This window comes from Streptomyces sp. NPDC007084, assembly GCF_040703595.1.
GTDB lineage: Bacteria > Actinomycetota > Actinomycetes > Streptomycetales > Streptomycetaceae > Streptomyces.
Map to the genome: position 1 here is coordinate 237,130 of NZ_JBEYFY010000005.1, position 16,136 is coordinate 253,265.

At 72.1% G+C, this 16,136-nt stretch carries 20 protein-coding genes and 1 pseudogene; 11 read left to right on the top strand and 10 right to left on the bottom strand.

Features of this window, described 5'->3' with window-relative positions; translation table 11 throughout:
• Positions 1 to 4: 4 nt before the first annotated feature.
• Complete coding sequence (locus AB0912_RS07510; protein ID WP_366697013.1) at positions 5 to 709, bottom strand: GAF and ANTAR domain-containing protein; 705 nt, start codon at positions 707 to 709, stop codon at positions 5 to 7.
• A 266-nt stretch (positions 710 to 975) separates the two neighbouring features.
• Here AB0912_RS07510 and AB0912_RS07515 point away from each other — a divergent pair, with 266 nt between their 5' ends.
• The 4 genes from AB0912_RS07515 (at position 976) to AB0912_RS07530 (ending at position 2,805) form a co-directional block, all read left to right on the top strand.
• Positions 976 to 1,236 (top strand): WhiB family transcriptional regulator, encoded by a 261-nt coding sequence (locus tag AB0912_RS07515; protein WP_366697014.1) that lies wholly within the window; start codon positions 976 to 978, stop codon positions 1,234 to 1,236.
• Positions 1,237 to 1,414: 178 nt separating this feature from the next.
• Positions 1,415 to 1,849 carry an ATP-binding protein gene (locus AB0912_RS07520; RefSeq protein ID WP_366697015.1) on the top strand — a complete coding sequence of 145 codons (435 nt, stop codon included), beginning with the start codon at positions 1,415 to 1,417 and terminating at the stop codon, positions 1,847 to 1,849.
• Positions 1,850 to 1,976: 127 nt separating this feature from the next.
• Complete coding sequence (locus AB0912_RS07525) at positions 1,977 to 2,282, top strand: hypothetical protein (RefSeq protein ID WP_366697016.1); 306 nt, start codon at positions 1,977 to 1,979, stop codon at positions 2,280 to 2,282.
• 169 nt (positions 2,283 to 2,451) lie between these two features.
• Positions 2,452 to 2,805, top strand: a complete 354-nt coding sequence (locus AB0912_RS07530; protein ID WP_366697017.1) for a hypothetical protein — start codon at positions 2,452 to 2,454, stop codon at positions 2,803 to 2,805.
• A gap of 276 nt (positions 2,806 to 3,081) precedes the next feature.
• On the opposite strand, the gene AB0912_RS07535 is transcribed toward AB0912_RS07530, so the two are convergent.
• On the bottom strand, positions 3,082 to 3,522 hold the full coding sequence (locus tag AB0912_RS07535) for an ATP-binding protein (RefSeq protein WP_366697018.1): 441 nt from the start codon (positions 3,520 to 3,522) through the stop codon (positions 3,082 to 3,084).
• Between the two features lie 99 nt (positions 3,523 to 3,621).
• Complete coding sequence (locus tag AB0912_RS07540; RefSeq protein WP_366697019.1) at positions 3,622 to 3,795, bottom strand: CsbD family protein; 174 nt, start codon at positions 3,793 to 3,795, stop codon at positions 3,622 to 3,624.
• 264 nt (positions 3,796 to 4,059) lie between these two features.
• Here AB0912_RS07540 and AB0912_RS07545 point away from each other — a divergent pair, with 264 nt between their 5' ends.
• The 3 genes from AB0912_RS07545 to AB0912_RS07555 all read left to right on the top strand — a co-directional run bounded on the left by AB0912_RS07545 (position 4,060) and on the right by AB0912_RS07555 (position 6,106).
• Positions 4,060 to 4,440, top strand: coding sequence for a DoxX family protein (locus AB0912_RS07545; protein WP_366697020.1), 381 nt, complete (start codon positions 4,060 to 4,062; stop codon positions 4,438 to 4,440).
• Entirely contained in the window at positions 4,437 to 4,904 is a 468-nt protein-coding gene (locus AB0912_RS07550; protein WP_366697021.1) for a peroxiredoxin, read from the top strand. Before AB0912_RS07545 ends, AB0912_RS07550 begins: the two co-directional genes overlap by 4 nt.
• 254 nt (positions 4,905 to 5,158) lie before the next feature.
• On the top strand, positions 5,159 to 6,106 hold the full coding sequence (locus AB0912_RS07555) for a TauD/TfdA family dioxygenase (RefSeq protein ID WP_366697044.1): 948 nt from the start codon (positions 5,159 to 5,161) through the stop codon (positions 6,104 to 6,106).
• Between the two features lie 37 nt (positions 6,107 to 6,143).
• Here the strand turns inward: AB0912_RS07555 and AB0912_RS07560 are convergent, their stop codons facing one another.
• From AB0912_RS07560 to AB0912_RS07570, 3 genes are all read right to left on the bottom strand, one after another.
• Complete coding sequence (locus tag AB0912_RS07560; protein WP_366697022.1) at positions 6,144 to 7,610, bottom strand: FAD-binding protein; 1,467 nt, start codon at positions 7,608 to 7,610, stop codon at positions 6,144 to 6,146.
• Positions 7,611 to 7,960: 350 nt separating this feature from the next.
• Positions 7,961 to 8,842: a hypothetical protein gene (locus AB0912_RS07565; protein ID WP_366697023.1), complete on the bottom strand. Its 882-nt coding sequence runs from the start codon at positions 8,840 to 8,842 to the stop codon at positions 7,961 to 7,963.
• A gap of 270 nt (positions 8,843 to 9,112) precedes the next feature.
• A complete protein-coding gene (locus AB0912_RS07570; protein ID WP_366697024.1) occupies positions 9,113 to 9,352 on the bottom strand; it encodes a chaplin in 240 nt (79 codons plus the stop codon).
• A gap of 198 nt (positions 9,353 to 9,550) precedes the next feature.
• Between AB0912_RS07570 and AB0912_RS07575 the strand changes: the two genes are divergently transcribed.
• Positions 9,551 to 9,757 carry a hypothetical protein gene (locus AB0912_RS07575; RefSeq protein WP_366697025.1) on the top strand — a complete coding sequence of 69 codons (207 nt, stop codon included), beginning with the start codon at positions 9,551 to 9,553 and terminating at the stop codon, positions 9,755 to 9,757.
• A 93-nt stretch (positions 9,758 to 9,850) separates the two neighbouring features.
• The gene (locus AB0912_RS07580) at positions 9,851 to 10,393 is read left to right on the top strand and encodes a hypothetical protein (protein ID WP_366697026.1); all 543 of its coding nucleotides are present in this window, start codon (positions 9,851 to 9,853) and stop codon (positions 10,391 to 10,393) included.
• Between the two features lie 27 nt (positions 10,394 to 10,420).
• Here the strand turns inward: AB0912_RS07580 and AB0912_RS07585 are convergent, their stop codons facing one another.
• The 4 genes from AB0912_RS07585 to AB0912_RS07600 form a co-directional block, all read right to left on the bottom strand.
• The gene (locus AB0912_RS07585) at positions 10,421 to 11,257 is read right to left on the bottom strand and encodes a hypothetical protein (RefSeq protein WP_366697027.1); all 837 of its coding nucleotides are present in this window, start codon (positions 11,255 to 11,257) and stop codon (positions 10,421 to 10,423) included.
• 164 nt (positions 11,258 to 11,421) lie between these two features.
• Entirely contained in the window at positions 11,422 to 11,937 is a 516-nt protein-coding gene (locus tag AB0912_RS07590; RefSeq protein ID WP_366697028.1) for a hypothetical protein, read from the bottom strand.
• Positions 11,938 to 12,182: 245 nt separating this feature from the next.
• On the bottom strand, positions 12,183 to 14,306 hold the full coding sequence (glgX, locus tag AB0912_RS07595; RefSeq protein ID WP_366697029.1) for a glycogen debranching protein GlgX: 2,124 nt from the start codon (positions 14,304 to 14,306) through the stop codon (positions 12,183 to 12,185).
• 42 nt (positions 14,307 to 14,348) lie between these two features.
• Positions 14,349 to 14,864, bottom strand: a complete 516-nt coding sequence (locus tag AB0912_RS07600; RefSeq protein WP_366697030.1) for a pep a2 — start codon at positions 14,862 to 14,864, stop codon at positions 14,349 to 14,351.
• A 324-nt stretch (positions 14,865 to 15,188) separates the two neighbouring features.
• On the opposite strand from AB0912_RS07600, the pseudogene AB0912_RS07605 reads away from it, so the two are divergent.
• Together AB0912_RS07605 and AB0912_RS07610 are read left to right on the top strand one after the other, a co-directional pair.
• Positions 15,189 to 15,380: pseudogene (locus AB0912_RS07605) on the top strand (DUF5133 domain-containing protein); the annotation flags it as partial.
• Positions 15,381 to 15,481: 101 nt separating this feature from the next.
• Positions 15,482 to 16,136: maltotransferase domain-containing protein (locus tag AB0912_RS07610; RefSeq protein ID WP_366697031.1), on the top strand; the 655-nt coding region annotated here is incomplete at its 3' end.

Genomic DNA, 16,136 nt, shown 5'->3' on the forward strand with positions numbered 1-16,136 from the left:
GGTGTCAGCTGGGGCGCTCGCCGGTCTCGCAGACCTTGCGGGCGATCTCGCGCAGCTTGATGTTGTGGTCCTGGGAGGCCTTCTTCAGGACGTTGAAGGCGTTCTCCTCGGTGAGGCCGTGCCGTTCCATGAGGATGCCCATCGCCTCGCCGATCTCGTGGCGGGTCTCCAGGGCGTGGGCGAGCTGCTGATGGGTGCGGGCCGCGGAGAAGGCGACCGCCGCGTGCGAGGCGAGTATCCAGCCGGCGCGCTGGGCCGTCTCGTCGAACATGTTCGGCTCGCGCGAGTACACGTTGAGGGCGCCGAGTTCGTCGTCGTCGGTGAAGAGCAGGAAGCCCATCATGCTGCCCATGCCGAGCTTTCTCAGTTTCGGAGCGAAGTGCGACCACTTCTCGTGCGGCCGGCGCAGGTCCTCGATGATGTAGAGCTGCTGCCGTTCGGTGACCGCGTCGAAGCAGGGCCCCTCCCGCAGGTCCTGCTGTATCCGGTCCGCCGTGCGGACGACGTCGCTGGTCGCGGCCAGCGCGCTGACCTCGCCGCGGCGGACCGTGAGGATTCCGGCCTCGTCACAGCCGTTGATCAGCACGCTCGCGTGGTCCACGATGCGGTCCAGGGTGGCCTGCACCGAGTCCTGTGCCAGCAGATCCCGCGCCATGTCCGCCAGGGCGACGGCAAACCTCTCCCAGACATCGCCGGACTCCTGCGCCATGGGCCACCTGCTCCGTTCGTCGAAAAGCCACCGCCGTCCACCGGGGATTCCATCTTCCCATCCCGGCGCGCCCCTCGCGCCGGTCGGGAGCACCGGGATCGCCGGGGAGCGGTGTTCCCCGGCACACCGGGTCCCGTCGCGGCGGCCGATTTCACCATCCACGGGATCTTTGCGCGCCTGGCCCGTTTCACAGGGGCGATCACTGGTGACCCGAGAGAGGACCGAACATCGAGCAACGCATCCGCTTCGATCACAGGAGGCCCGCAATGGACAACTGGCGTGATTCCGCGGCTTGCCGCAGCGTCGACCCCGACCTCTTCTTCCCGATCGGCAACACCGGCCCCGCCGTGCTGCAGATCCAGGAGGCGAAGGCCGTGTGCGAAGGCTGCCCGGTCCGCGAGGCGTGCCTGGACTGGGCGCTGGAATCGGGCCAGAGCGTGGGTGTCTGGGGTGGTACGAGCGAGACCGAGCGTCGCTCGCTGGCCCGCCGCCGCTCCCGCCGGCGCACCCAGGACGCCTCGGCCTAGGCCCTGTCGCCGCGTCCCCGCCCGCCTGCCTGGCGAACGACGGGGATCTGACGACCGGACCTAGCAGCACCAGCGGGACAAGGCCGGGTTCTCACGACAGGACCGGGTACGGATCCAGGTGGCCGGGCCGCGGCGCAGTGCAGGGCATCCGCCGAGGAGATCCGAAACGAAGGGCGCGATGGACATCGATCCGAGCGGGAACAAGAAGCCGTCGTACGAGGAGTTCGGCACCCTCGCGAGCGCGTTCGGCGGCGAGCTGCGCAACGTGACCGACGCGCGGCTCGCCGCGGACGGCTATCTGCGGGCGCTGGCGCGGACGACACCGCCGTCCGCGGAGGAGCACTGGGACGACATCCTGCTGGTGGTCACCGAGCTGGCGGCCAACACCATCCAGTACGCTCCCGGCCCCTTCGAGCTGCTGATGCGGCCCACGTTCGACGGAGTGCACGTGACCCTGCGCGACGGCAGCACGACCCGGCCCGCCCCCCGCCGTTTCCGCCCCTCCGAGGGCGGGGGCGGGATCGGCTGGCATCTGGTGAACGCGCTCTGCGACCAGGTCAGCGTGATCGTGCGCCCCGACGGCAAGGACATCCACGCCTTTCTGCCCTGGTGAGAACGGGCGCCCGCGGAACCGGCGACGGGCCCGCGGGTGTCCTTTCTCCCGAACAGGGAAGACGGACCCGATGAGGGAGCCGGTACCGCGACACGATCGGGATGAGGCAGTGAGCCAGGGTGAGGCAGTGAGCACGGAACGGGAGCCGTCCGCCACGGAGCGCGCCGCGTGGGAGCGGGTGCGCGCCGCCGCCACCGGGATGAACCACCACCAGGCGAAGGCGGCCTTCGAGGACGCCGAGCGGGCGGCCGCACAGCGCGCGGACGACGGCCCGGACCCGGCCGCAATCCGCGCTGAGCTGGAGGAGTGGGAGCGGATCACCGGCACGCTCGCCGATCACGCCGGCTCCTACGACCCGGCCACCGACCCCTTCGTGCAGGGCCAGCTCACCGCCCGCGCCAACCGTGCGCGGGCGTCCGTCCGACGCCGCTGAACCCCGCGCGCCCCGCGTTGTCAGTGCGCTGCGGAACAATGCCGAGCAGCGAGAACGTGACCGCCCCGGGCGCTGCGTGATCCGACCCGTCCGTCGAAAGGCCGCATGTTCATGACGCTCCATCAGCACCCCCGTACCGCGCCGCGAGGCCCGATCGGAGGATGGTGACATGCTGCGGCCACTCCCCCGCACCAACACCCCGCTCAGCGCAGGCGGGGCCGAAGTGCTGCGTCTGATAACCCAGCGGCGGTTCGCCGTCCGTCTCACCGTGCACGCGAACGGCCGTCGGCGGTACGGCTATTGGATGCCCCTCGATCCCGCCACCGGCCGGGGTGGCTGTTACGTGGCGCTGCCCACCGGCGAGTGCGACGCGCTGCACGCGGCGGGCCGGATCGAGCTGGGGGACCCGCTGGTCGACCCCGCGAAGACCACGTACCAGGTGCGGGCGGCGGGTCGGCCCGCCGCCTCGGACACGAGCACCTCGCGGAGGTCCGCCGTGTCCTCCCACGCCCTGACGGCCTGAGCCGTCGTCCCCGCACGCGTTCCCGGCCGTGAGATGGCGCGTTCAGGACCGCGGGCTCTCAACACCCCTTCGGGGCAGGCGAGTTGCCCTCCCGGAGGGCGGGTTGGGCTTCAGAATCTCGCGCCTCAGAGCGTCGCGTCTCAGAGCGTCGCGCGGAGTCCCGCGTTCACAGCGGCGTCGCGCGGAGCCCTGCGTTCAGACCAGCGTCCCGCGGAGTCTCGCGTGCGGACCATCGCGCGGAGACCCGCGTTCAGACGGTGGCGCGGAGACCCGCGTTCAGACGGTGACGTCGGCCGGGGCGAGCGGCACCACCGCCGTGATCCGCTTGCCTCCGCTCCGCAGGGGTGAGACGGCGACGTCACGGGCGAGCGTGCAGACGATCATCCAGCCGTGGCCGCCGACCCGCATGCGTCCCGTGTCGTCGAACCGCCCGGCTGCGGCGGGCTGTTGGTCGCTGCGGTCGCTCACCGACAGCCGTACCTCCCGCTCGGTCGGTGTCACCTCGAAGGCCGTGACACCGCCGCCGTGGAGCATCGCGTTGCTGACCAGTTCCGAGGCGACGAGCAGCGCGTCACCGAGGGCGTGCTCGTCGATCCGCGAGCCGTCCGCGGACCGGGTGGCGAGGGCACGCCGGACGGCCTGCCGCGCCTCGGCCGGACTGTCGGGGCCCGCCTGGATCGTGGGCCGCGCCCTGGTCGCCGTGTCGGTGGACGCCATCTGGTACTCCCCGCACATTGTTCGCTCCGCTCTCCTGCCCGGAATTTCACAGGGCCCGCCGTGAAATAAACACGACGGGCCCCGCGGATTCGGCCGTCATCAGTGCCGGAATGCGTCCTTGGCCTTTTCCTTGGCCTGCCGGGCGTCGCCCTTGGACTGTTCGATCTTGCCCTCGGCCGTCATGCGCTCATTGCCGACCGCACGTCCGACGGTCTCCTTGGCCTTGCCCTTCGCCTGTTCGATCTTGGCGCGGGTCTTCTCGTTCTCGGCCATCGTGGTTCACGTCCTTACTTCTCGACCATGCGATTCACTACTACGGCTGACCGTGAATCCTTTGCCCAAACCCGGAGCCGCGCGAATTCCCCGGATTTCGCCCGGCGGCCCGAATTGCGCGCGGCCGATACCGGCGGTTTCCGGCCGCCGGCTCCCGGGCGGCGGCGCCCGCTCCGGGACTGGCACGGGATCGGCGCCTCCCGCCCCCACCACGGCCACTTACTCTCCAGTAAAGTCGCGCGACAGGCCCCCTGAGGAGGAACCGTGCCACGGTCCGAACGTTCACCCCTGTTGCTCGCAGGCCTCTTGGCCTCCGCGGGCGTCGCCCACTTCGCCGTACCACGGCAGTTCGACGCCATCGTTCCGCGCGCCCTGCCCGGAGAGCCGCGCGCCTGGACGCGGGCGAGCGGAGTCGTCGAACTCGCGCTCGCGGCCGGGGTGGCACTGCCCCGCACTCGCCGGGTGGCGGCGCTGGCGACCGCCGCCTTCTTCGTCGGGGTGTTCCCCGCGAACGTCCAGATGGCGGCGGACTGGCGGAACCGTCCGGCGCCGCTCAAGGCGGCGGCACTCGCGCGGCTCCCGCTTCAGGTGCCGCTGGTCCTGTGGGCGCGCGGCGTCGCGCGTGCCGGGGAGGGAAGGTCATGACGACACGAGTGAACGTGGGCGACACCGTCGAGGACTTCACGCTGCCGGACGAGACCGGCACCAGCCGGAGCCTGTCCGAACTGCTGGGCGAGGGCCCGGTGGTGCTCTTCTTCTACCCGGCCGCGCTCACCACCGGCTGCACCGCGGAGGCCTGCCACTTCCGTGATCTGGCCGCCGAGTTCACCGCCGCGGGCGCCCGCCCGGTCGGCATCAGCGGTGACGCGGTCGACCGGCAGAAGGAGTTCACCGACCGTCACACGCTCGGCTTCCCGCTGCTGTCCGACGTCGAGGGCGGTGTGCGCGAGCGGTTCGGCGTGAAGCGCGGCTTCTCGCTGGCCCCGACGAAGCGGGTCACCTTCGTGATCGCGCAGGACCGCACGGTCCTGGAGGTGGTCCGCAGCGAACTGCGGATGAGCGCCCACGCGGACCGCGCGCTGGCCGCCCTGCGCGAGCACCGGAACTGAGCCGCGCCGTGTGAACGGACCCCGCCCCTATGCGGATGGAGGGCGGGGCCCGTTCACTGCCGCTCATTCTCGGCACCGCGGGCGCCCCGCCACCAGGGAGTGCGGCGGGGCGGCTCCGCGACACCGTGCACACCCCGTGCGCGCGACGCGCCTCCCGTGTGCGCGGCCGGCCGGCGCGCGAGGCGCCCTGTCGGGCGCGGGACCCACCGGTCATGCTGGACCCCGACACGGACAGGACGATCAACGGAGCCACCATGACGGACCAGGTCACACGTCTCGAAGTGAAGCCGGCGGCGGGACACATCGGCGCCGAGATCACCGGAGTCGACCTGGCGCGGGAGTTGCCGGACGAGGTGGTCGCCGCGATCCGAGCGGCCGTGCTGCGCTGGAAGGTGGTGTTCTTCCGCGACCAGCACCTCGACCACAGCGCCCATGTCGCCTTCGCCCGCCGTTTCGGCGAGCCGGTCCGGCTCCGCTCCCGGGGCGGCGCGTCACCCGAGGACTTTCCCGAGGTCGAGACGACGGCCGACCGCCTCGAACTGGGCGGGCGGTACGGCATGGACCACGAGGAGTGGCTGCGCCGGCGCCGTCACTCGCTGCTGCGCGGCTGGCACTGCGACCACGGCGCCCGCGTGGACCCGCCCGCCGCGACGATCCTGCGGGCCGAGACCGTCCCTCCGTACGGCGGTGACACCACCTGGTCGAACCTGGCCGTCGCCTACGCGGGCCTGTCGGCTCCGGTGCGGGCCTTCGTGGACGGGCTGCGCGCCGAACACCGGCTGGGTGTCGGTTACCAGACGCGGCCCGGCGACGACGCGTACGCCCGTCATCTGCTCGACCGTCAGATCGCCACCGACCATCCGCTGGTGCGGGTGCACCCGGAGACGGGTGAGCGGGTCCTGTTCGTGAACGGCTACTACATCGAGCAGATTCTCGGGGTCTCCCGGCCGGAGAGCCGGGCGATCCTGGACATGCTGCTGGAGCAGGCGGTCCGGCCCGAGTACACGGTCCGCTTCCGGTGGGAGCCGGGCAGTGTGGCCTTCTGGGACAACCGGGCCACCATCCATCTGGCGCCGAGCGACACCGCCCAGGTCGACCACCCCCGGATCATGCACCGGGTGATGCTGGCCGGTGACGTGCCGGAGGGGGTCGACGGGAAGCCGTCGGTGCCGATCGTGGGCAGCGAGCCCGGGCGCTGGTGAGCCCGGGCCCGGCGGACCCGGGTGACCGGGCGGACCGTCAGAAGACGTTCTGTCCGGGGACCAGGACTCCGCGCGGGTCGTAGGTGTGGCGGGCCGTGGCGAGCCGGCGCCATTCGGGCCCGAAGTGCTCCCGCCAGTCCGCCGGGCCGAAGGGGACGGAACCGACCGGGTAGTGGGTGCCGCCGGCCGCGTGGACCTTCTCGTACGCGGCGCGGTTGGCGGCGAGGAGCCGGTCCACGGTCGTCGTGTCGTCCGGCGGGGTGGTGCGCAGCACGGCCAGCAGATACGGCACGGGGTCGTCGGAGGCGCGCAGCAGCGGGGTGCGCAGGTTCTTCCGCAGCACCGGGTACAGGAGGACGACGCCGGGGCCGAGGTCGGCCGGGGTGAGGTCCTCCAGCAGGGACGCGGTGAGCGTGGCGGCGGAGCGGCCCGGCAGCCACAGGTTCAGCCAGGGGTGCGCGAACGCCCAGAGGCCGGCCTCCTTGAGCGCGGCGACGCTCGCCGCGAGCCGGTCCAGGAAGTCGTAGTAGGCGAGGTCGGCGGTCTGGACGCCGGCCCGGTCGTGGCGCAGTCCGCGCAGCAGGGCTCTGTCGTCGGGGGCGGGTCCGACGGGCGGCCCGTAGGCGACGGCCTCGATGACATAGCCGTTGAAGACCCCGTCGGCGTCGGGGTTCACCTGGCCTTCGACGTAGTCGAACCGGCCCTCCTGGACGAGCCGGCGCTGATCGTCGAGGAAGGTGCGCAGGTCGGTGTACGGGAGGAGGTAGTGGCGTACGGTCCTGGGCGCGGGGACCAGACGCAGGGTGGCGCCGACGATGATCGCGCACTGGCCGAGTCCGGCGAGCACCGCGAGGAACAGGTCGCGGTGTTCGGTGGGCGAGCAGCGGACGAGGTCTCCGGCGCCGGTGACGACCTGGAGTTCGAGTACGTTGTCGACCTGGGCGCCCTGCTGGTGGGTCTGGCCGCCGACACCGCCGACCGACAGGGTTCCGCCGACGGAGAGTTCGAGGTAGTCGGTGAAGGTGGGCGGGGTCAGCCCGTGCGCCAGGGTGGCCTTGACGACGTCGCTCCACTTGGCGCCCGCCCCGACCGTCACGCTCCGGCTGCCGCGTCCTACCGGGCCGATGGAAGCGAGCGGGGTGGTCTCGATGACCAGGCCCCCGTCGACCTGGGCCTGGCCCTGGGTGCCGTGGCCCTGGCCGCGCGGGGCGACGGACAGCCGGTGCTCGTCGCAGAAGCGGACCATCGCGACGATGTCGCGGACCGAGCCCGGGCGGAGCACCGCGCGCGGGCGCCGGTGCACGATGTGGCCGAAGTCGTCGGCGGCGGCCGAGAGCGAGGCGTCGTCCGTGCGTACGCTGCCGTCGAGCCGGGGCAGCCTGGCGAGCGGCCGGCCGCTGTCGCCGGCCGCCCAGCTCCGGGTGAAGGGATCGAACCCGACAACCGCGGCGCCGGCGGCGGCGAGGCCCTGAAGTGCGGTACGACGCGAGGGTGTCCGGGGCATGCGCTCCTCCTGGGGCGACCGGGCCAGTCGAACGATCAACTTCCCGAGAGTGTAAGGGACTTGAGCGCCACTGGGGCCTGTTGATCCGATCGCGGCTTCTGATGCGGGAGGTACGCCGGGAAGGCGCCCGTCCGACGGATGCCGGACAGGCGGACGCCGCGCGGGAGGGCCCGCCGTCACGGGGGCGGGCGACGGGCCCGGGATCACCGGGGGCGGACGACGGGCCCGGGATCACGGGGCGGGCGCCGGGCCTGGGATCACGGGGCGGGCACGGGCCCGGGCGCGTACGCCCCGGCCCGCGCGGGGCCGTCCGGCGGCGTACGCGCCCGGCATCTCATCGCGGTGTGGGCTCAACTGTGCGTGAAACGGTAGGTCTTGCTGTCGGTCAGTACGCAGAAGCCCGGGGACACGACGATCACCCGCAGGGTCCCGGTCCGCCGGTCGTAGTCGATGCCCTCGGCCTCGAAGGTGCCGGAGCAGGAGCTGCGCAGGGGCAGTTGGCGCAGGGCGGTGACATGGCCGGTGACGTCCGCCGTACCGTTCGGCTCGGCGCTCAGGTCGACCTGGAGCAGCGGTTTGGTGATCCCGAAGAGGGTGCCTGCGGGGTCGTCGGACGCGCACAGCAACCGTGTCGCCGTGACGAAGTCGCAGCCCTGTACGTCCCGTACGGCATGGTCGAGGTGGACGGTGGAGGCCTGCGGGAGGTTGGCCCCGGGCGAGGTCGCGGGGTTGACCCCGGGGGTCGGGAAGACCAGCAGCCGGTCCATGGTCCCGTACTCGCCGGAGACCATCCAGGAGCCGCCCGGGGTGACGGCGACGAAGGAGTTGTTCAGCGCCTCGCCGGGGCCGAGCGCGTGCACGTACTCCGACCAGGCGCCGCCCGGGGCCTGCACGCGGAACATCTTGGAGCCGCCGGAGTCGCTCTGGTACGGCTCGATGTAGTGGCCGTCGTAGGAGGCGTCGGGGTCGCCGACGTGGTTCCAGCCGCGGCTGGACACCGCGACGGGGATGGTGCCGATTCCGGTGTAGCGGTTCGGGCTGCCGGCGGGCACCTCGACGGAGGTGAGGCCCTGGCTCTCGGTCAGCGGGTCGGCGCGGTCGGAGCCCACCTCGTTCCAGGTGTCGGCGGCGGTGGCGGGCGCGCCGGTGACGACGGAGAGGACGGCGGCGGTGGCGAGGGTGACGAGACCGGCCAGGACCGGGTGACAACGTTGCCGTGCGGCGGTGCGCATCAGGTCTGCTCCTCGGTGGGGGGTGAGGGGTCGGCGCACAGTCTCACCCGGCCGGGCTGGTCATGTACAGACCAACGAGATGGACGCCGGGCGACCAGTGATCGCACGGGAGGGGCGCACCCCCTCTTCGCACGGGAGGGGTTCAACGACTCGTCGCACGGGAGGGGTTCACCGGGAGCTGCCGGAGACGACGAGGAGCCGGCGGGAAAAACCCGCCGGCTCCGGCCGCACGCCGGGCAGGGGGTCACCCTGCCCGGCGGACCTCGATCGTCAGCCGTTCGCGCAGATGTTGCCGAACGCCGGGTTCAGCAGGCCCACCACGTCCACCGTGTTGCCGCAGAGGTTGAGGCCGAGGTCCACGGGAATCTGGACGACATTGCCGGACAGGACGCCGGGGCTGTTCGCCGCGACGCCGACCGCGTCGGGACCGGGGTCGGCCGCGGCGGTCCCGGCGGTGGCGAACAGGGCGGCGGCGGCGAGTCCGGTGGCTGCCATCAGACGAATACGCATTCCAAGCTCCTTCGGTGTGGAAGTGCGAGCCCCTCCACCTTCACCTCCGGAAGCGGCGGCCGACATCGCAGTTCGGCCGAACGGGGGGCACCCCCCACCACGCCTGTCCACGGGCCGGGCCGGCCGCCGGGCGCGTCGAGCGGGGTGTACGGAATGCCCGTAGCGTGAGAGGCAGATCAGGCGGAACAAGGAGAGACCATGTCAACGAGCCGGCCCGACGCGTCCGTACCCCCCGAGGACCGGGCGACCCCCGACAAGCTGCTGCACACCGGGACCGAGGGCCCGGTGACGGCCGAGGACCTGGTGCTCGCCGCCGGCCGCGACGTCACGCCGGAGAACCTCGCCTGGGCGGAGCGCAAGCTCCGGGAAGAGGGCTCCGCGGCGATGGACAAGCTGCTGCCCTAGAACCCGGGCCGGGGGCCACGGCCCGCCCGGATCGTCCGTCCGAATCGCCCGCCCCCTCCTCGCGCCGCGTACGCCCCTGCGACACTGAGGCGCATGGATCCACGACACCTGAGGCTGGGCCGCCGTCGCATATGGATGAGCAGTGCCGTCTGTTTCCTGGTGCTCGGGCCGATCGGCTGGTTCCTCGGCGGTCCGCTCCCCTTCGCGCTGCTGACCCTCGCTCTCGCCGCGGCCACGGCGGTCTCCCACTGGCGGGCGCCCACCTGGCTGGCGCCCGCCATCGCCAAGGGGCAGTCCGAGAGCCGCCGGGACGTGGCCACCTTCTGCGTGGTGATAGCGGTGAGCGGCTACGCGCAGCCGCCCACGCGGCCCGCCCTCTCCCCCGCCGACCTGGCCGCGCTGCGCCTGGAGGCGTACCGGGCCGCCGCGGACGACGATCTCTCCGAGGAACTGCGCCTGCTGGCGGCCGACGCGCTGTCGGCCGCGGACCGCGCCCACGAGGAGGACGGGCCGGCGGGCTGGCGGGCGGCGCGGGCGAGCGCCGAGCGGCTGGCGCACGCCGCGCAGGAGGGCAACCCGTATGTACGGCAGTTGCTCATCCAGTGGGTGGAGAACAACCCGGCCGGGGACCGCTGACCCTCCACGGCTCCCCCGCGTCCGCCGTCAGGGGCGCTCGAAGAACTGGATCACGCCCGCCGCCGTGAAGCACAGCGCTCCGGCGAGGGTCGCCCCATTGGCGATGCCGACGTTCACCACGCTGCCCGTCGCCGGACGGGTGTAGGCGGCCAGGGCCGACACGAGGAAGAGCACGGACCCGAGCTGGTTGACCGCGACGATCCACCAGCCCAGGTCGTGGACGAGCACCCGCGGCCGGCCGTGGCAGACCTCGACGACCGCGAGATGCCCGGAGATCAGGAACAGCGCGCAGCCCACGAGGTCGGGGGCCCAGACCAGGCGGTCCACCTGCCGCGCGGACAGGCCCCGCAGCAGGGAGTCCAGCAGGTTGACGCCGAACACGAGTGTTCCGGCGAACAGCACGAAGGTGCTCAGCCAGTCGATCCGGCCGGGCTCGTAGCTCCACCACCGCCAGCGGCGTCCGGTGAGGGTGCCGGACGCGCCGTCCCGGCGGGGGGCGTTGACCGCCTGGAGCAGGCAGGCGTAGGCCCCGGTGTTGAAGAAGAGGCCGCCGACGAAGTAGATCCAGGCGCCGGTCGTGCCGTGCGAGCCGTACTCGGCGACCCCGGCGCCCAGCGCGAACAGGGCGCCGCCGGCCGTGAAGGCGGTGGCGGCGACGGTGTTCAGCCCGCGCAGCCGGCCGATCGTGACCGGGTCCGCCCGCCGGACACGGGCCGCCGTCTCCCCCGGTCCACTGACGGTGAGCAGGCCGCGCTTGCGGGCCCGGCGCGACTCCCAGACCGCCGTCCGCCCGTCCGTGAGCGGCCAGGTCAGCCGGGTGGTGAACGGGCCAGCCCCCTCGGAGCGTGCTGGGGTTCGGTTCATCGGCCGACCCTAGCCGGACGGGACGGAGCCCGACGTGCGCCCGCTGTCGTGTCGCCCGGACGGAACCCGGCGCACCGCACGAGCGGGGCCGGCCTCGGGGCCAGGGCCTCGGGAGCAAGGCGCGGGACCACCGGCTGCGGGGTCGCCGGGCTCAGGACCGTCGGTCAGGACTCCGCTTCGCGTCGCAGGAAGTTGCTGACCTGGCAGGCGAGGCTGTCCCTGGCCGTGTCGGGGCGGGGGTCCGTTTCGGGGAGTTCGTCGTGGTCGACACCGCCGGCCCAGAGGTAGCGCTCGGCCCACTCGTCGTCGACCTTCAGCGCCACCTGGATGTCGAGGCGGTGCAGGGCGGTGTCGGGTCCCGCGGCGAACAGGACCGCGGTGGCCCGGCGCAGCGGATAGACGTCGAAGCCCTCGATGAACTGGGAGTTCCGCCAGTCGAGGAAGGCGCTCTCGCCGTCGGAGCCGACACGGATGTCGATCTGGCCGTCTTCGAGGTGGATGCCGAAGTGCTCGGTGGCGCGGTTCTCGACGGTCACCCGGAACCGGAAATAAGTGAGGTCGTCGGCGGCGTCGTCCCGCCCGCGCGGCGGCTCGGCCTTCTCGACGCCGTGGACGCGGACACGCAGGCCGGCATGCTCGTCGTACTCCTGCCAGTCCCCGACCACGTTCGGCTCGCGCACAGTTCACCTCTCCATTTCAGAGAGTTGTTCCTATCTGTGCCCTCAACGACGTGTCAAATGAGCCGAAGGCCCTGTGGCCAGGTATTTCCCGTTCCTTGATCGGCGATCAAGCCGTGCGCAGCCAGAACCTTTCCGGGTCACCCGGGAGGGCTAATCCCGCGCGTGCTGCACATCACGTTTCCCGGACGTCGCGCGCACCGGGCCGGCGGGCCCGTGACTCCCGTTCCCGCCGGCCCGGAACCGTCCTACACGCCGCCCTCGGTCCGGGGCGGGCGGGAGAGCAGGACGAGACCGCGTGACTCGACCCGGACCTCGGTGCCGGCCTTGTGCTCCGCCTCGTCGGGGACGCCCTGGGGGTCGGCGGTGTCGATCAGTGCCGACCAGCGCTCGCCGTAGGCCGCGTCGGGCAGGCGGAAGACGACGGGCTCCCAGTGGCTGTTCAGCAGGAGCAGGAAGGAGTCGTCTACCACGGCGGCGCCGCGCGGGTCGGTCTCGGCGATCGCGTCCCCGTTGAGGAAGGCCGCGACGGCGTGGGCGTCGGGGCGCGCCCAGTCCTCGTCGGTCATCTCGCGGGCGTCGGGGCGCAGCCACATCAGGTCGGGCAGCGGCTGGTGTTCGTGCCGGACGGTGTCGCCGAGGAAGAACCGGCGGCGGCGCAGCACGGGATGCGCGGCGCGCAGGGCGATGGCGCGCCGGGTGAACTCCATGAGGCCGCGCTGCTCGTCGGTGAGGTTCCAGTCGACCCAGGAGATCTCGTTGTCCTGGCAGTAGGCGTTGTTGTTGCCCCGCTGGGTGCGGCCGAGTTCGTCGCCGTGGGAGATCATCGGCACGCCCTGGGAGAGCAGCAGGGTGGCGATGAGGTTGCGCTGCTGGCGGGCGCGCAGTTCGAGGACGCCCTCGTCGTCGGTGGGGCCCTCGGCGCCGCAGTTCCAGGACCGGTTGTCGTCGTCGCCGTCCCGGTTGTCCTCGCCGTTGGCCTCGTTGTGCTTGTCGTTGTACGAGACCAGGTCGCGCAGGGTGAACCCGTCGTGCGCGGTGACGAAGTTGATGCCGGCGCGCGGCCGTCGGCGGTCGTGCTGGTAGAGGTCGGAGGAGCCGGTCAGCCGGGAGGCGAACTCGCCGAGCGTGCCGTCCCCGGAGCGCCAGAAGTCCCGTACGCAGTCGCGGTACCGGCCGTTCCACTCCGACCACAGCGGCGGGAAGTTGCCGACCTGGTAGCCGCCGTCGCCCACGTCCCAGGGTTCGGCGATGAGCTTGACGCGGCCGACCACCGGGTCCTGCTGGATCAGGTCGAAGAACGCCGAGAGGCGGTCCACCTCGTGGAACTGCCGGGCCAGGGTGGCCGCGAGGTCGAAGCGGAAGCCGTCCACGTGCATCTCGGTGACCCAGTAGCGCAGCGAGTCCATGATGAGCTGGAGCACGTTGGGGTGCCGCATCAGCAGGCTGTTCCCGGTGCCGGTGGTGTCGTAGTAGTGCGCCCGGTCGTCCTCGACCAGGCGGTAGTAGGCGGCGTTGTCGATGCCCCGGAAGGAGAGCGTGGGGCCGTTCTCGTTGCCCTCGGCGGTGTGGTTGTAGACGACGTCGAGGATCACTTCGAGGCCGGCCGCGTGCAGGGCCTTGACCATCGACTTGAACTCGGCGACCTGTTCGCCGCGGGTGCCGTGGGCGGCGTAGGCGTTGTGCGGCGCGAAGAAGCCGATCGTGTTGTAGCCCCAGTGGTTGGACAGGCCCCGGTCGCGCAGGAAGCCGTCCTGGGCGAACTGGTGCACGGGCATCAGCTCGACCGCGGTGACGCCGAGCGAGGTCAGGTGCTCGATGGCGGCGGGGTGGGCGAGGCCGGCGTAGGTGCCGCGGAGTTCCTCGGGTACGCCGGGGTGCGTGCGGGTCAGGCCGCGTACATGGGCCTCGTAGATCACCGTATCGGCGTAAGGGCGCAGCGGCGGCCGGTCGTCGCCCCAGTCGAAGGCCGGGTCGGTGACGACGCCGAGCGGGGTGTGCCCCGCGCTGTCGGCGCCGGACGGGCCGTCCGGGTCGTGTTCGAAGAGGGAGGGGTGGTTGTCGGCCTGCCCGTCGACGGCCTTGGCGTACGGGTCGAGCAGCAGCTTCGCCGGATTGCAGCGGTGGCCTGCGGCGGGGTCCCAGGGGCCGTGCACCCGATAGGCGTAGCGCTGCCCGGGGCCGACGCCCGGCAGGTAGCCGTGCCACACGAAGCCGTCGACCTCGGTGAGGGGGACCGTGCGGACGTCGTCGAGCGCGTCGATCAACACGAGATCGACGCGCTCGGCGACTTCGGTGAACAGGGCGAAGTTCGTTCCTTCGCCGTCGTATGTCGCCCCCAGCGGGTAGGGGCGCCCGTTCCAGGTGAGCACATGATCACCGTAGGGCGATCACGGCCGCCTGTCCTGGCGGACTCATCCGCTCGCGGTGACCGCCTCGCTGTCGTCGCGGGCGGCGGCCAGGACGGGGTCCGGCAGTACGAAGTACCGGGGCGTCCGGCGCGCCTCGCGCAGGCTGGGCGCCGGCAGCGGCGGTTCCAGCGGCGCGCGTTCGGCGGCCCGGGCCCGCCACGAGAACCAGATGATCTTGCCGCCGACGTCGGTGGCGCAGCAGCCCCAGCCGTCGCTCAGGGCGGCGATCTGGGCCAGACAGCCCTGGGGTGCCTTGTGCGGGCGGATGTCCTGGCTGTTGTCCGAGACGGCGGCGATCAGATGCTGGCCGTTCCACCACATCTCGATGGTGGTGTTCTTGTCCGTGGCGTGCTGCTCGATCGTGCGAAGCAGCGCTTCGGCACAGTGGCAGACGGACTCGACGAGATTCTCCAGGTTCCAGTACCGGAGGTGTGCGGCCAGAATGCGCTTGACCTGTCCGACCCTTTCGGGGCTGAGCTCCACGTCGAGGTGGTAGTAGCAGGGAACTGCGGCTTTCATCGTCGTTTGCTCCTCACCGGCGAAGCCCTCGCTCCTTCCCGGCCCCTGTGGGACCGGACCCCGAACACGAAGCGTGAGCGGTGATCGCTCCTGAGTCACACTCAGCGTGCGGGTGCTACTCCATCCGTGCAAGTCGAGAGCCGCACTCCGTCCCGGACCAGGAACGACGGTGTAGTTGAAGAGCCAACAAGACGCTCGGTGCCGGTGCAGGCACCATGAGTGAAGGTGTCGGTGCGTGACGGACCGGCTCCTCTTCGCGTACGGCCCTCACTCGCCGACCGGGCGAGCCGTGCGCGGTCGAGAGATCGGAAGGTGACCAGCGTGATGCTGCTGCCTGCCAAATCCGAGGTCGCCAGGCATCTGGAGCGTTACCGCGCCTGGGAGCGCCTGCATCTGGCGACCCCCGCGGACCACGTGGTCCGGGGCAATTTCGAGAACACCGGCTACACCCTGTGCGTCCTGATGGGGAAGCGCTGCGCGCGCGAGGCGGCGGACGCCGCCGAGACCTATCTCCAGGACGTTCCGGCACGGATCTGAGGGACGGTCACAAGGACCGCACACGACAGCGGCCCCGGCGGCGAGACGAGCCGGGCCCCGAAACCGCGGAGGCGAGACGCATGGACGCGCACACGGACACCGGCCGTATCCCCGTCGTGGACGTGCGGCCGGTCGTGGACTGCGGCCGCCGGCCCGCGAAGGCCGTCGCCGGTGAGACCTTCCAGGTCACCGCCACCCTCTTCGGCGAGGGGCACGACGTGGTCGGCGCCGATGTCGTCCTGTGCGATCCCGAGGGCCGTCCCGGCCCGTGGACCCCGATGCGCGAGCTGGCCCCGGGCACCGACCGCTGGGGCGCCGAGGTCACCCCGACGGCGCCGGGCCGGTGGACGTACCTGGTGGAGGCGTGGAGCGACCCGGTGACCGGATGGCGGCGCGCCGCCGAGGTCAAGATCCCGGCCGGCCTCGATGTCGGTCTGGTCCTGGAGGAGGGCGCCGCGCTGTACGAGCGGGCCGCCGCCGGGGTGCCCGAAGGCCCCGGCCGGGACCGGGTGCTCGCCGCGGCGGACGCGCTGCGCGACGACTCCCGCGCCCCCGCCGACCGGCTCGCGGCGGCTCTCCACCCCGAGGTGGACGCCGTCCTCGACGGCCATCCGCTGCGCGAACGGCTCACCCGGTCGCGGCCGTTGCCGTTGCTGGTGGAGCGGGAGCGGGCGCTGTACGGCTCCTGGTACGAGTTCTTCCCGCGCTCGGAGTCCGGTCAGCTCGACCCGCCGG

Coding starts and splice junctions, on each gene's coding strand:
- AB0912_RS07550 (WP_366697021.1), top strand. CDS start 4,437: ATGACGACACGAGTGAACGTGGGCGACACCGTCGAGGACTTCACGCTG.
- AB0912_RS07540 (WP_366697019.1), bottom strand. CDS start 3,795: ATGGCCGAGAACGAGAAGACCCGCGCCAAGATCGAACAGGCGAAGGGC.
- AB0912_RS07565 (WP_366697023.1), bottom strand. CDS start 8,842: ATGCGCACCGCCGCACGGCAACGTTGTCACCCGGTCCTGGCCGGTCTC.
- AB0912_RS07555 (WP_366697044.1), top strand. CDS start 5,159: ATGACGGACCAGGTCACACGTCTCGAAGTGAAGCCGGCGGCGGGACAC.
- AB0912_RS07575 (WP_366697025.1), top strand. CDS start 9,551: ATGTCAACGAGCCGGCCCGACGCGTCCGTACCCCCCGAGGACCGGGCG.
- AB0912_RS07510 (WP_366697013.1), bottom strand. CDS start 709: ATGGCGCAGGAGTCCGGCGATGTCTGGGAGAGGTTTGCCGTCGCCCTG.
- AB0912_RS07600 (WP_366697030.1), bottom strand. CDS start 14,864: ATGAAAGCCGCAGTTCCCTGCTACTACCACCTCGACGTGGAGCTCAGC.
- AB0912_RS07515 (WP_366697014.1), top strand. CDS start 976: ATGGACAACTGGCGTGATTCCGCGGCTTGCCGCAGCGTCGACCCCGAC.
- AB0912_RS07530 (WP_366697017.1), top strand. CDS start 2,452: ATGCTGCGGCCACTCCCCCGCACCAACACCCCGCTCAGCGCAGGCGGG.
- AB0912_RS07560 (WP_366697022.1), bottom strand. CDS start 7,610: ATGCCCCGGACACCCTCGCGTCGTACCGCACTTCAGGGCCTCGCCGCC.
- AB0912_RS07570 (WP_366697024.1), bottom strand. CDS start 9,352: ATGCGTATTCGTCTGATGGCAGCCACCGGACTCGCCGCCGCCGCCCTG.
- AB0912_RS07535 (WP_366697018.1), bottom strand. CDS start 3,522: ATGGCGTCCACCGACACGGCGACCAGGGCGCGGCCCACGATCCAGGCG.
- AB0912_RS07520 (WP_366697015.1), top strand. CDS start 1,415: ATGGACATCGATCCGAGCGGGAACAAGAAGCCGTCGTACGAGGAGTTC.
- AB0912_RS07585 (WP_366697027.1), bottom strand. CDS start 11,257: ATGAACCGAACCCCAGCACGCTCCGAGGGGGCTGGCCCGTTCACCACC.
- AB0912_RS07580 (WP_366697026.1), top strand. CDS start 9,851: ATGGATCCACGACACCTGAGGCTGGGCCGCCGTCGCATATGGATGAGC.